This is a genomic window from Streptomyces sp. NPDC034086 (assembly GCF_055575515.1).
The window spans coordinates 389913-402366 of record NZ_JBVISM010000004.1 but is presented as its reverse complement, the minus strand read 5'-3'; the positions used below and the strand labels follow the sequence as shown (position 1 = coordinate 402366).

Sequence of the window (12454 nt, the reverse complement as noted above, 5' to 3'; positions counted from 1 at the left end):
CCGGCCTAGGTTGCTTGTCGGCACAAACCACTCTTTTGTGGTCCCCGGCCCCCCCCCCCACACCACACGCCTCGACATCTCCTGACGGGTTTCCGCTCCGCTCCCGTGGAGCGGAAGCTCAACGCCTGCCGGCAGCCGCTGTCAGGGGGCCTTGCCCACGCCGGGCGCGCCGCCCGCGTCGACCTCGGCCACGTCGGCCTCGACCACGGCTCCGGTGCCCTTCTTCGACTGGCGCAGCCGCTTCTCCATCTGGGAGGCCAGCGTGGTCAGGGCGAAGTTCACCGCGATGTAGATCACGGCGATGACGACCATCGTCGCGATGGTGTTGCTGTAGTTCGCGGAGATCTGGCGGTTCATCGACATCAGGTCGGCGAAGCCGAGGACGGCACCTCCGAGCGCCGTGTCCTTGAGGATCACCACGAGCTGGCTGACCAGGGCCGGCAGCATCGCCGTGACGGCCTGCGGGATCAGCACGTGGACCATGGTCTGGCCCTTGCGCATCCCGATGGCCTTGGCCGCGTCCGTCTGGCCGCGGGGGAGGGACAGGATTCCGGCCCGAACGATCTCGGCGATGACCGAGGCGTTGTACAGGACGAGTCCGGTGACCACCGCGTACAGCGGACGCAGGTCCGAGCTGACGGTGCCGAGCAGCACGTACAGGGCGGAACTGAAGATCATCAGCATCAGGACCGGGATGGCGCGGAAGAACTCCACGACCGCGCCGACCGGGATGCGCACCCACGCGTGGTCCGAGAGCCTGGCGATGCCGAAGAGCGCGCCGAGCGGCAGCGCGATCACCATGGCGATCAGGCCGGCCTTGAGGGTCTCACCGAGGCCCGGCAGCAGGAACGTCGTCCAGATCTGGCTGTCGTTGACGAACGGAGTCCACTTGTCGGCCTCGAGCTGGTTCTTCTCGGCCATACGGTCGAGGATCCACCACAGGGCCAGCGCGACGAGTACCGCGAAGACGCCGGTGTAGATCCAGTTGCGGACCTTGGCCTTGGGGCCGGGGGTGTCGTACAGAACGGAGCTCATCGCTTGACCGCCACTCGCTTGGCCACCCAGCCCAGCAGCAGGCCGGTGGGCAGGGTCAGCAGGATGAAGCCGAGAGCGAAGACCGCGAAGACCGCGAAGAGCGCCTGCGCCTCGTTCTCCAGCATTTCCTTCATCAGCAGGGCCGCCTCGGCCACGCCGATGGTCGCCGCCACCGTGGTGTTCTTGGTGAGGGCGATCAGTACGTTCGTGAGCGGCGCGACGACCGCCCGGAAGGCCTGGGGGAGCACGATCAGGGTGAGCACCTGGAAGAAGCTCAGCCCCAGCGCACGAGCCGCCTCGGCCTGGCCGACCGGCACGGTGTTGATGCCCGAGCGCAGCGCCTCGCAGACGAAGGTGCCGGTGTAGGCGATGAGGCCCAGGACCGCCAGCCGGAAGCCGACCTCCTTGGAGGTCCCGCCGGCGAGGGTGATGCCCAAGGTCTGGTCCAGGCCCAGTGAACAGCCGAGGATCAGCAAGGTCAGCGGCGTGTTGCGCACGGTGTTGACGTACGCCGTCCCGAAGCTCCGCATCAGCGGGACGGGACTGACCCGCATCCCGGCCAGCATCAGGCCCCAGACCAGGGAACCTATAGCCGAGTAGAGGGTGAGCTGCACCGTCACCCAGAAGGCTCCGAGCACGTCGTACTGCCCGGAATTAAGAAAGTCGAACACGTTGCCCTGCGCTCTCCCCAGGATGGTCGGTGAGGCGAGCCGCCGCCCGCCTGTCGCGGGCGGCGGCTCCCCTCACCGATGGATCAGCTGCCTTCGGTGATCTGCGGGGCCGGATCGGCCTTGTAGCCGGCGGGGCCGAGGTTCGCGTCCACCGCCTTCTGCCAGGAGCCGTCCTCCACCATCTTCTTGAGCGCGGCGTTCACCTTGGACTGGAGGTCCTTGTCGCCCTTCTTGAGGCCGATGCCGTACGGCTCGTCGCTGAGCTTCAGGCCGGCCAGCTTGAACTTGCCCTTGTTCTTCTCCTGCGCGGCGTAGCCGGCGAGGATCGAGCCGTCCGTGGTGAGCGCGTCCACGGCCTTGTTCTCCAGGCCGGTCAGGCACTCGGAGTAGCCCGGGTATTCCTTCAGGTCCGCCTCGGGGGCGAGCTTGGTCTTGACGTTCTGCGCGGAAGTGGATCCGGCGACCGAGCACAGCTTCTTGCTGTTCAGGTCCTCGGCCTTGGTGATCGAGGTCTCGTCGGCGCGGACCAGCAGGTCCTGGTGGGCGAGGAAGTACGGGCCCGCGAAGTCGACCTTCGCCTTGCGCTTCTCGTTGATCGTGTAGGTGGCGACCACGAGCTTGACGTCACCGTTCGAGATCAGGTTCTCGCGCTCGGCGCTGACGGCCTGCTTGAACTGGATCTGGTCCGGCTGGTAGCCGAGCTCCTTGGCCACGTACGTGGCCACGTCGACGTCGAAGCCCTCGAACTTGCCGTCCGGGGTCTTCAGGCCGAGGCCCGGCTGGTCGAACTTGATGCCGATGACGATCTTGTCCGACTTGGTGCCGCCGGAGGCGCCCGCGTCGCTCGCGGTGTCCTTGCCGCCGCCACAGGCGGTCGCCGTCAGGGCGAGAACGGCGGCCGTGGCCACGGCCGCGCCGGCCTTCAGAACCTTCATGGTGAACTTCCCTCGGGTGAGACGTTGTTGAACGACGAGCTGGACACGTCGTGGGCGACGGCGAGTGCCGTCGGTCGGATCACTACCAGACGCGGGCGTCAGTGGTGCAGGATCTTCGACAGGAAGTCCTTGGCACGGTCGCTCCGCGGGTTGCTGAAGAACTGCTCCGGAGTGGCCTCTTCGACGATCTTCCCGTCCGCCATGAAGACGACCCGGTCGGCCGCCGAACGGGCGAAGCCCATCTCGTGCGTGACGACCACCATCGTCATGCCCTCGCGGGCGAGCTGCTGCATGACCTCCAGCACCTCGTTGATCATCTCCGGGTCCAGCGCCGAGGTGGGCTCGTCGAAGAGCATCACCTTCGGGTCCATCGCCAGCGCCCGGGCGATCGCCACGCGCTGCTGCTGACCACCGGACAGCTGCGCCGGGTACTTGTCGGCCTGTGCGCCGACACCCACCCGGTCCAGCAGCGCCTTCGCCTTCTCCAGGGCCGTCGCCTGGTCCGCCTTGCGGACCTTGAGCTGACCCAGCATCACGTTCTGCAGCACCGTCTTGTGCGCGAACAGGTTGAAGGACTGGAAGACCATGCCCACGTCGGCGCGCAGCCGGGCCAGTTCCCTGCCCTCCGCCGGAAGCGGCTTCCCGTCCAGCGTGATGCTGCCCGAGTCGATCGTCTCCAGCCGGTTGATGGTCCGGCACAGCGTCGACTTGCCCGAGCCCGAGGGTCCGATCACCACGACGACCTCACCGCGGGCAATGCTCAGATCGATGTCCTGAAGCACGTGCAGCGCGCCGAAGTGCTTGTTGACGTTGCTCAGTACGACCAGGCCGTCCGCGGCACCGGCCGCATCCTGCACGTCCTTGGTCACTGATACTCCGCTCATCGGCTTCTTGCTCCGTCCTCCGTCGGTTGGGAGGACAGTAGTGACGAGGTGTGCACACCGTCACCACATCTGAGGGAGAATTGAGCATAACGAAACGGCCTCGCACCGATACGCTCCGTACGCTGTACCCACGAAGGGCGCGATGTACTCGTACCGGGTGCATAACGGAAGACCCGCCGGACCGGAACCCTCTTGACGTGGGACTCTCCCATGGGCGTGGATGCGTGGTGACCATGTGTACGGAAGCTGAAGCGGAACGAGCGGGAAGGGGGACCCCATGAGGCTGCTGCTCGTCGAGGACGACGACCACGTCGCCGCCGCGCTCTCCGCGATCCTCGCCCGGCACGGCTTCCAGGTGACCCACGCCCGCAACGGCGAGGAGGCCCTCCAGGCGCTCCTGCCGGCCGGGGCCAAGCCCTTCGGCGTGGTCCTCCTCGACCTGGGCCTGCCCGACCAGGACGGCTACGAGGTCTGCGGCAAGATCCGCAAGCGCACCTCCACCCCCGTCATCATGGTGACCGCCCGCGGTGACGTGCGCTCGCGCATCCACGGCCTGAACATGGGCGCCGACGACTACGTGGTCAAGCCGTACGACACCGGGGAGCTCCTCGCCCGCATCCACGCCGTGGCCCGCCGCACCGGCGCCCCCGAGGACGCCGCCACCACCCCCGAGGGCGCCCCCGGCACGGTCCGCCTCGGCCCGGTCGCCGTCGAGCTGCCCACCCGCCGCGTCACCGTGAACGGGACCGACGTACCGCTGACCCGCAAGGAGTTCGACCTCCTGGCCCTCCTCGCGCAGCGGCCCGGCGTGGTCTTCCGCCGCGAGCAGATCATCAGCGAGGTGTGGCGGACCAGCTGGGAGGGCACCGGCCGCACCCTCGAGGTGCACGTCGCCTCACTGCGCTCCAAGCTGGGCATGCCCGCGCTCATCGAGACCGTCCGCGGGGTGGGCTACCGGCTCGTCACCCCGATCGCACCCTAGCGGTCCGCCGTGCGCACCCGGCTCCTCCCGCTCCTGGTCGTCCTGATGGCGGGCGTGCTGATCGCGCTCGGCCTGCCGCTCGCCGTCAGCCTGGCCGCCGCCCAGCAGCAGCGGGTGGTCGTCGACCGCATCGACGACAGCGCCCGCTTCGCCGCCCTCGCCCAGTTCGTGATCGACGCCGAGGGGTCCGGGGCCACCGGCGCCCAGGAGCGCCGCGAGACGCTCCAGCTCGAACTCGCCCGCTACCAGGAGCTGTACCGCATCCGCGTCGGCATCTTCTACCGCGACGACAACGCCATGGCCCGCGCCCCCGGCTGGTGGCAGCTGCCCCAGTCCGGGGAGGGCCGGGAGGCCTTCAAGGAGGCCCTCGCCGGGCGGCGCAGCCACGACCCCGGCCAGGTCTGGCCGTGGCAGATCAACGGCAAACTCCTCGTCGTCTCCCCGGTCGTCCTCGACGGTGACGTGGTCGCCGTCGTCGCCACCGAATCCCCCACCGACCGGATGCGCGCCCGGATCCTGCGCGGCTGGCTGGTCATCGCCGCCGGACTCGCCGCCGCCATGCTCGTCGCCTTCGGTGCCGCCCTCCGCCTGACCAGCTGGGTGCTCAAACCCGTACGCACCCTCGACGCGGCCGCCCACGGCATCGCCACCGGACGGATGAACTCCCGCGTCGCCGCCGCGAGCGGCCCGCCGGAACTCAGACGCCTGGCCCGTTCGTTCAACGAGATGGCCGACAACGTCGAAGAGGTACTGGAGCAGCAGCGGGCGTTCGTGGCGGACGCCTCCCACCAGCTGCGCAACCCGCTCGCCGCGCTGCTCCTGCGCATCGAGCTCCTCGCCCTCGAACTCCCCGAGGGCAACGAGGAGATCGCCTCCGTGCGCACCGAGGGCAAACGCCTCGCCCAGGTCCTCGACGACCTGCTGGACCTGGCCCTGGCCGAGCACGCCTCCGCCGAGATCAGCCTCACCGACATCGGCGGTCTCGCCGCCGAGCGCGTCGCGGCCTGGCGGCCCTACGCCGAGGAGAAGGGCGTACGGCTCACCGAGACGGGACGCTCCGCCGTCACCGGCTGGGCCGACCCCATCGCCCTGTCCAGCGCGCTCGACGCCGTCATCGACAACGCCCTGAAGTTCACCCCCGCGGGGGAGGAGGTCGAGGTGTCCGTCTCCGCCGAGGGGCGCAGCGCGCTCGTTGTCGTCGCCGACCGCGGGCCGGGCCTGACCGAGGAGGAACTGCAGCGCGTCGGCGACCGCTTCTGGCGCAGCGGCCGCCACCAGAACGTGAAGGGCTCCGGGCTGGGCCTGTCCATCTCCCGCGCCCTGCTCGCCTCGGGCGGCGGATCCCTCTCCTACGAGACGAACCCGCCGCACGGGCTGCGCGTGACGGTCGCCGTCCCGCGCACCGACCCCCACGGCAGCTGAAGCCCGGGGCTACCGCGGCCAGGGCAGCTCGGTGCGGGCCGGTGCGGAGGCGGCGTACGCCTCGTCCACCGCCCGCAGCTCGAAGACGGCCGCCGGTTCCCCGCCCGCCCGGCCGACGGAGGGCAGGTGCAGGGCGGCCGCGCAGGTGCCGGCCAGGAAGCGGCGGGTGCCGTCGGGGAGCAGGCGGTGGAGCTCGTAGTGCCGGACGGGCCCGGCCGCGCGGTCCCAGCGCAGGCGGAGTTCGGCACGCCCGTCGCCCTGCCCGGCCACGGCCTCCACCCTCAGGCGGGCGGGCGGGGCCGGCCGCCGCCGCGCGGGGGCGTCGCGTACCGTCAGGGCCCCGAGCCGCCAGGACACCGGGGCCTTCCCGGGCGCGGTGATCCGTACGGCGAGGGCGTACGCGGTCCTCCCCGCCAGGCGCGCGAGGGGCACGCGGGAGGTCCGCCAGCCCTGGCCGGCATCCGCCGCCCCGGCCGCCAGCCAGGTGTACGGCACGGGCGCCCCCGGCCCCGACGGCTCTCGGACGGCGACCCCGAGCTCGACCGCCACCGGCCCCGCACCGCTCGCGTGGACCAGCTCCGCGACGGCCGAACCGGTCAGCGGCAGCCGCGTCGCGTGCAGGCCGACCGCGGCCGGCGCGGTCAGCGGGCCCGCCACCAGCAGGCTGGAACCCCCGCGCCAGGCGTCCGCGAAGTCCAGGGTCACGGAGGGCCGCGCCCCGGCGGTGTCCACCACCCAGCGCCGTCCCGGAAGCCGGTCCTGGAGCGCGAGGTGGCTCCAGGGGTCCCCGGAGGTGACCACGCCCTCCTCGTACCAGCGCAGCCCGTGCCCGGTGTTGAAGGAGCAGCCGAAGGGGAGCCCGGCGACGGTGGAGCGGTCCGCGACGAAGGTGGCCGGGGCCCGCCAGCCGGACTCCGGCGCGGGCCGGGCCGGGTCGAGGGAGCCGCCCGTCCAGAACCGGTCGTCGGCACGGTGGAAGGCGCCCGGGGAACGGTCCGTGAGGTGGTTGCGGGTCCACTCCGGCCGGTACAGGCCGAGGCTGACCACATGGCCGCGGTCGCGGGGGACGATCGCGTCCCAACGGACGTCGGAATCCCAGCCCCTGGACTCCACGTCCACCGCCGCCCACAGTTCGTACCGGCTGCGGCCGAGCCGCCCGGCGCGGACGCCGGACTCGGCGAGCGAGCGCGCCGTCCACCGGAAGTCCACGAACATCGTGTCCGCGACCCGGCCCGACCGGTCCTCGAGGAACTCCTCGTTCAGGGCGTTGAGCGCGCCCTGCCAGCCGACCCCGCCGGTGCTGTTCATGGCGTCGTACCAGGTGATGCGCAGCCCGTGCGGCGCGCCCGCCGCCCGCAGCGCCCTCAGGAACTCCCGCATCCGGGTGGCGAGGGCGCTGTCCCCGCCGTCCGTCTCGGCGTTGACGAACCAGCCGTCGAAGCCGTACGCCCGCGCCACCCGCACCAGTTGCTCCGCCATCGGGAACCGGCCGTCCGCCTCCCGCCGCACCAGGTCCCGCGTCCACTGGAGGTCGCCGCCGTAGGCAACGGGCGGCAGGAAGACGTTGCCCAGCACCCGGACGCCGTTGCGGTGGGCGGCGTCGACGACGGGCGCGTTCGGGGCCAGCAGGATGCCCTCGCCGGCCGAGCCGCCCCAGAACACCAGCTCGTCGAGGTAGGCCCAGTGCGTCAGCGCGTAGGAGTCGGCGGTCGCCGACCCCTGGGAGGGGTTGCGGGAGGTCGGCCCGAAGGAGACCAGCGCCGAGATCCGCGCCTGGCCGGCCCGGGCGCCGCGGTGCACCGGCACCGGGGTGAAGCGCGGGGCGAGCGGCACGGTCGCGGTGTTGTGGGCGAGGTCCGGGTCCGACTCCGGGGTCCAGCCGCTGAGCGAGCGCCACACGACGCCCGGCTCGGGGCTGCCGGAGGGCAGGGTGTCCGGGAACCAGTAGGAGGCGTACGGAGCCAGGCCCGGCGCGGTCGCGGCGCTGTCCGGTGCGGCGCTGTCCGGTGCGGCGGGGGCGGCCGACGCCGGGGCGGGCGCCCCGAGGAGCACCGCTCCGGCGCCGGCGGCGCCCACGGCCAGGATGGCGCGTCTGGTCGGCGGTAAGGGGACGCTGGCACCGGACTCGGACATCGGAGCTCCTCACGGGACGGCTCGGGCGGGGGAGGGGTGGGGGACAGGGACAGGGACAGGACCTATCCGGGGACAGGGCGTACGCGGTGATGCCCCGGACCTCGAGGTGGGCCCGGTCCGCCGCGCGGTCCGCGAGGACCACCGCCGGCCGCAGACCACGGGCCGTCAGTGCCGCCCAGGCCGCGGCGACCTCGGCCACGGCGGTCCCGGCGGGTTTGCCGCGCCGGTCGTCGGTGAGCAGGCCGAGGCCGTACGCCAGCTCCGGGAAGTCCGCGAGTTCCCGGGACACCTCGTGCGAGCACCACCACGTCACCCCCACAGCCTGGGACAGTCCAGGGCCGCCGCCAGCGTGGCCCGGATGAACCGCGCGGCATGCTCCGGCGCCGCGCCGAACCAGCCGCGTACCGGGGTGCAGTGGGCGCCGAAGCGCGGGAGGGTGCGGGAGGAGGCACGGTGCATGGAGGGTCCCGGAGTCTTGGGGAATGCGCCGGACGGCCCCAACCTGCCGGGGCGGGCAGGAGGGAGTCAACAGCGCCTCGGCGGCCGGGCGGCCGGATTCCGGCGGGGTGCTCCGCTCGGGCGCTCGAGGCGGGGCGGGTGCCCTCGTGGCCACGCGGCTCCGGGGATCTCCTCCGCGACGCGTTCCTGGTGGACCTGACGGTGAGCCGGCCTCAAGGCCCGCTGCCGACCCCGTAGTTGCCGCGAGCGGTGCGGCCGGGTGAGGGGGGCCGGCCTCCCGGGGCGGGACCGCGTACGGTCCGCGCGTCGAAGTCCACGTGTCCGAGACCGCCGCCTCCTTCGCCCTCAACGGCAGACCGGGCGCTTCCGAGGACACCCACGTCGCGGGAGCGGGCGAACCGGTGGCGGTCCGGCCGGCGCGGGCCGGGTCCGAGGAGTCGCCGGAGCCGACGCCAGGGACGGGGCCGCCGCCGCTGCCGTCCGACTGGGCCGACGAAACCCCCGCCATGACCGCGGTGCTCGAGCAGCTCCACGGCCTCGGGCACCACCGGATCGCGCACATCGCCGGCCTGCCCGGCCGCCGGCCGCTCCGACTCCGAGGGCGCCGCCACCCGCCGGTCTCCCCGGCCCTGCCCGGCGGGTGACCGCCCTGCCGGCCATCGCTCTCACGTCGTTGTCGTAGGCCAGGGCCGGGGCGGCTCCGACCGGCGAGCGAGCTGCCGCGGCCGGAGCCCCCCGGGAGTACGGCTCCGCCGCCGGCCGCATACTGAAATCCGACCCCTTCGCAGGAGAGCCCCCGTGACCACCCCCACCTCAGCCCTCCCCACGCCGCGCGCGACCGCGGCCGGCGCCCTCGCCGGCCCGACCGTCGCGATCGACATCGGCGGTACGAAGATCGCCGGGGCGCTGGTCCACCCCGACGGCGCCATGACCGCGGTCACCCGACGGCCGACCCCGCGCGGGACGGACGCCGAGGGGGTGATGGCGGCGGTCGCGGAGGTCGTCGCAGAACTGGCGCGGTCCCCCCTGTGGGCGCGGGTCGTCCGCTGCGGCATCGGCAGCGCGGGCCCGGTGGACACCTCGCGGGGCACCGTGAGCCCGGTCAACATCGGGGCCTGGCGCGACTTCCCCGTCCAGGAGCGGGTCGCCGCCGAGCTGAGCGCGCGGGGGGCCCGCATCCCGGCCGTCCTGGCCGGCGACGGCGTGGCCATGACGGCCGCCGAACACTGGCTGGGCGCCGCCCGGGGGCACGCCAACGCCCTGTGCATGGTGGTCTCCACCGGGGTCGGGGGCGGCCTGATCCTGAACAACCGGCTCCACCCCGGACCCACGGGCAACGCCGGTCACATCGGCCACATCAGCGTCGCGTTCGACGGCGAGCGGTGCGTCTGCGGGGGCCACGGCTGCGTCGAGTCCCTCGCCTCCGGGACCGCCATCGCCCGCTGGGCCCTCGCCCGGGGCTGGACCGGTCCCGACCCCACGGCGGCGGGCGTCGCCGCCTCCGCGGCGGCCGGCGACCCGGTGGCGCTGGCCGCCTTCGACCGCGCCGGGCGGGCCCTGGCCGCGGCCATCGCCGCCACCGCCACCCTCGTGGAGACCGACATCGCGGTCATCGGCGGCGGGGTCGCCGCCAGCGGGGACACCCTCTTCGAGCCGATCCGGCGGCACCTGGCCTCGTACGCGGCCCTGTCCTTCGTCCGGGACCTCCAGGTCGTCCCCGCCGCCCTCGGCACCCACGCCGGACTGATCGGCGCGGCCGCCGCCGCGACGATGCTGCTGCCTACGGCTTGACCGAGCGGTAGTACCGCCCGGCGCCCTCGTGCAGGTCGAGCGGGTCCGTGTAGATCGCCGTACGCAGGTCCACCAGCTGCGCGGCGTGCACCTGGTGCCCGATCCGGTCGCGGCTCAGGATCACCGTCCGGGTGAAACGCTCCGTCAGCTCCGCGCCGGTGTCCTCCCGGGTGACCAGCAGGTTCGGCACGGCCAGTGTGGCCACCGACGAGGTGTTGCGGGCCCGTGCGTACGCGTCCTGCGGCATCACCGCCGCGCGGTAGTACCGGGCCGGGCTGCCGGTGTCCTGGAGCTGCTCGACCAGGTCGCCCAGCTGCACGAGCCGGATGTCGAAGCGCTCCGACAGCTCGCGCACGGAGTTCGTCGGGAGTCCGCCCGACCAGAAGAAGGCGTCGATCCGCCCCGCCTCGAGCTCGGCGGGCATGGTGTCGATGCCGATCCCGACGGCGGTGACGTCCTTCTTCGGGTTGAGCTTGGCCGCCGTCAGCAGGCGCTCCGACACCAGCCGGACCCCCGAGCCGTCCTGACCGACCGCGACCCGCTTGCCCCGCAGGTCACGGGCCGACTGCACCGGCGAACCCGCCGGCACCACCAGCTGGACGTAGTCGTCGTAGAGCCGCGCGCAGCCGCGCAGCCGGTCGGCGCCCGGCTTCCCGTCCGCCCGGTACTTGGCGACCGCGTCCGCCGTGGCCACCGTGAAGTCCGCCTGCCCGGCGGCCACCCGCTGGAGGTTCTGCTGCGAGCCCTCGCTGGTCTGCAACCGGACCCGCACCTCGGGCATGTCCTGCGCGAGGGCCTCCTCCAGCAGCTGTCCGTAAAGGTGGTAGACACCGTTGCGCACCCCCGTGCTGAAGGTCAGCTCGCCCTTGAGCTCCGGTTCCCAGAAGGGCCTGGGCCACCACAGCAGCCCGCCGAGCACGACCAGCAGGGCGACGAGGCCCAGCAGGAGGCGGCGCCGGCTGATGCGGGGAGGTACGAGGGGCATGCCGGGATCCTCGCACCCCCTCGGCCGTCCTGTCACGGCCGGCCCGGACCGCCCGCCCGCCCCGGGCCGCCGGCCCCGGGCGCCGCCGCCGGGCCGTGCCCCCGAACGCCCGCGCGGGTGCCGGAGTGGCCCCCGCCCCTACCCGGGGACCGCGGCGGCCGGGAGGGCCGTGCGCAGGCGGGCCAGCAGGCGGCGGGCCGCCGGACCGGACGGGCCGTCCGTGCGCCACGCCAGCGCGACCCGGCCGCTCAGCTCCGGGTCGGTGAGCCGCAGCGCCCGCACTCCGGGCCCGGCCGCCGATTCCGCCCCGCCGGGCACCACCGCCACCCCCAGCCCCCTCGCCGCCAGCCGGGCCAGCACGGCCGGCGCGGCCGCCTCGAAGTCCACCCGGGGGGTGAAACCGGCCTCCGCGCAGGCCCGCTCCAGCACCCCGCGCAGCCCCGTCCCGGGCGGCAGGGCGATCAGTGCCCGCCCCCGCAGTTCCGCCAGGGGGACGCGGCCGTCGACGGCGGACCGTACGAGGGGGTCGTCGGCCCGGACGACCGCGACCAGGGGCTCGTCCAGCACCACCCGCGCCGTGATCCCCTGCGGCGGCTCCCCGGCCAGGCCGACCACCGCCAGGTCCAGCTCCCCGCGCCGCAGCGCGCCCAGCATCCGTTCCGAGGTGTCCTCGGTCAGCGAGATCTCCACCTGGGGATGGGCCTCGTGGAAATCGCCGAGCAGTCCCACCACGTCGAAGGCGTCCACCGCCGCCGACGCCGCCCCCGGGATCAGTCCCAGCGCCACGCGCCCCCGCAGCAGCCCCGAGAACTCGTCCGCCGTCCGCCGGATCCCCTCCACCGCCGCCAGCGCGGCCCGCGCGTACGCCAGTACCGCCGCGCCGGCCTCCGTCGGGGTGACCCGCCTGCCCGAGCGGTCCAGCAGCCGCTGCCCCAGCTCCCGCTCCAGTTGCCTGACCTGCGCGCTCACCCCGGGCTGGGACACGTGCAGCCGCTCCGCGGCGCGGGTGAAGCCGCCCTCGTCCGCCACCGCCACGAGGTACCGCAACTGAGCCAGCTCCATAACCGCGCATTCTAGATCGCGGGACAACCGGCCGCCCTCCTTATGGACTGCGGGTCGCCCGGGACCACATCGCCCGGCCGTCACCACAGCGCCGC

The 12454-nt window shown here is 73.4% G+C and carries 11 protein-coding genes and 1 pseudogene; 4 read left to right on the top strand and 8 right to left on the bottom strand.

Translation table 11 applies throughout. The features are described 5' to 3' along the window. Positions 1 to 141 precede the first annotated feature (141 nt). The 4 genes from ACZ514_RS14485 to ACZ514_RS14470 all read right to left on the bottom strand — a co-directional run bounded on the left by ACZ514_RS14485 (position 142) and on the right by ACZ514_RS14470 (position 3525). Positions 142 to 1035: an amino acid ABC transporter permease gene (locus ACZ514_RS14485; RefSeq protein WP_468699084.1), complete on the bottom strand. Its 894-nt coding sequence runs from the start codon at positions 1033 to 1035 to the stop codon at positions 142 to 144. Then, entirely contained in the window at positions 1032 to 1706 is a 675-nt protein-coding gene (locus ACZ514_RS14480; protein ID WP_468699081.1) for an amino acid ABC transporter permease, read from the bottom strand. Before ACZ514_RS14480 ends, ACZ514_RS14485 begins: the two co-directional genes overlap by 4 nt. 83 nt (positions 1707 to 1789) lie before the next feature. Next, positions 1790 to 2641 (bottom strand): glutamate ABC transporter substrate-binding protein, encoded by an 852-nt coding sequence (locus ACZ514_RS14475; protein WP_468699076.1) that lies wholly within the window; start codon positions 2639 to 2641, stop codon positions 1790 to 1792. Positions 2642 to 2739: 98 nt separating this feature from the next. Beyond that, positions 2740 to 3525, bottom strand: a complete 786-nt coding sequence (locus tag ACZ514_RS14470) for an amino acid ABC transporter ATP-binding protein (protein WP_388938198.1) — start codon at positions 3523 to 3525, stop codon at positions 2740 to 2742. A gap of 277 nt (positions 3526 to 3802) precedes the next feature. Between ACZ514_RS14470 and ACZ514_RS14465 the strand changes: the two genes are divergently transcribed. Next, a complete protein-coding gene (locus ACZ514_RS14465) occupies positions 3803 to 4507 on the top strand; it encodes a response regulator transcription factor (protein WP_468170668.1) in 705 nt (234 codons plus the stop codon). Between the two features lie 9 nt (positions 4508 to 4516). After that, positions 4517 to 5929 carry a sensor histidine kinase gene (locus tag ACZ514_RS14460; RefSeq protein ID WP_469124829.1) on the top strand — a complete coding sequence of 471 codons (1413 nt, stop codon included), beginning with the start codon at positions 4517 to 4519 and terminating at the stop codon, positions 5927 to 5929. A gap of 9 nt (positions 5930 to 5938) precedes the next feature. Here the strand turns inward: ACZ514_RS14460 and ACZ514_RS14455 are convergent, their stop codons facing one another. Then, positions 5939 to 8062: an endo-beta-N-acetylglucosaminidase gene (locus ACZ514_RS14455; RefSeq protein WP_469124828.1), complete on the bottom strand. Its 2124-nt coding sequence runs from the start codon at positions 8060 to 8062 to the stop codon at positions 5939 to 5941. A 70-nt stretch (positions 8063 to 8132) separates the two neighbouring features. Beyond that, positions 8133 to 8440 (bottom strand): annotated as a pseudogene (locus ACZ514_RS14450) (glycosyl hydrolase); the annotation flags it as partial. 398 nt (positions 8441 to 8838) lie between these two features. On the opposite strand from ACZ514_RS14450, the gene ACZ514_RS14445 reads away from it, so the two are divergent. Together ACZ514_RS14445 and ACZ514_RS14440 are read left to right on the top strand one after the other, a co-directional pair. After that, positions 8839 to 9165: a hypothetical protein gene (locus tag ACZ514_RS14445; RefSeq protein ID WP_469124827.1), complete on the top strand. Its 327-nt coding sequence runs from the start codon at positions 8839 to 8841 to the stop codon at positions 9163 to 9165. A gap of 229 nt (positions 9166 to 9394) precedes the next feature. Beyond that, positions 9395 to 10312, top strand: a complete 918-nt coding sequence (locus ACZ514_RS14440; protein WP_468171025.1) for an ROK family protein — start codon at positions 9395 to 9397, stop codon at positions 10310 to 10312. Here ACZ514_RS14440 and ACZ514_RS14435 read toward each other — a convergent pair. Both ACZ514_RS14435 and ACZ514_RS14430 read right to left on the bottom strand, forming a co-directional pair. After that, positions 10302 to 11297, bottom strand: a complete 996-nt coding sequence (locus ACZ514_RS14435) for a TAXI family TRAP transporter solute-binding subunit (protein WP_468170681.1) — start codon at positions 11295 to 11297, stop codon at positions 10302 to 10304. The two genes, ACZ514_RS14440 and ACZ514_RS14435, sit on opposite strands and share 11 nt — an antisense overlap. A gap of 138 nt (positions 11298 to 11435) precedes the next feature. Then, entirely contained in the window at positions 11436 to 12359 is a 924-nt protein-coding gene (locus ACZ514_RS14430; RefSeq protein WP_469124826.1) for a LysR family transcriptional regulator, read from the bottom strand. Positions 12360 to 12454: the final 95 nt, after the last annotated feature.

Coding starts and splice junctions, on each gene's coding strand:
- ACZ514_RS14485 (WP_468699084.1), bottom strand. CDS start 1,035: ATGAGCTCCGTTCTGTACGACACCCCCGGCCCCAAGGCCAAGGTCCGC.
- ACZ514_RS14475 (WP_468699076.1), bottom strand. CDS start 2,641: ATGAAGGTTCTGAAGGCCGGCGCGGCCGTGGCCACGGCCGCCGTTCTC.
- ACZ514_RS14470 (WP_388938198.1), bottom strand. CDS start 3,525: ATGAGCGGAGTATCAGTGACCAAGGACGTGCAGGATGCGGCCGGTGCC.
- ACZ514_RS14465 (WP_468170668.1), top strand. CDS start 3,803: ATGAGGCTGCTGCTCGTCGAGGACGACGACCACGTCGCCGCCGCGCTC.
- ACZ514_RS14455 (WP_469124828.1), bottom strand. CDS start 8,062: ATGTCCGAGTCCGGTGCCAGCGTCCCCTTACCGCCGACCAGACGCGCC.
- ACZ514_RS14435 (WP_468170681.1), bottom strand. CDS start 11,297: ATGCCCCTCGTACCTCCCCGCATCAGCCGGCGCCGCCTCCTGCTGGGC.
- ACZ514_RS14430 (WP_469124826.1), bottom strand. CDS start 12,359: ATGGAGCTGGCTCAGTTGCGGTACCTCGTGGCGGTGGCGGACGAGGGC.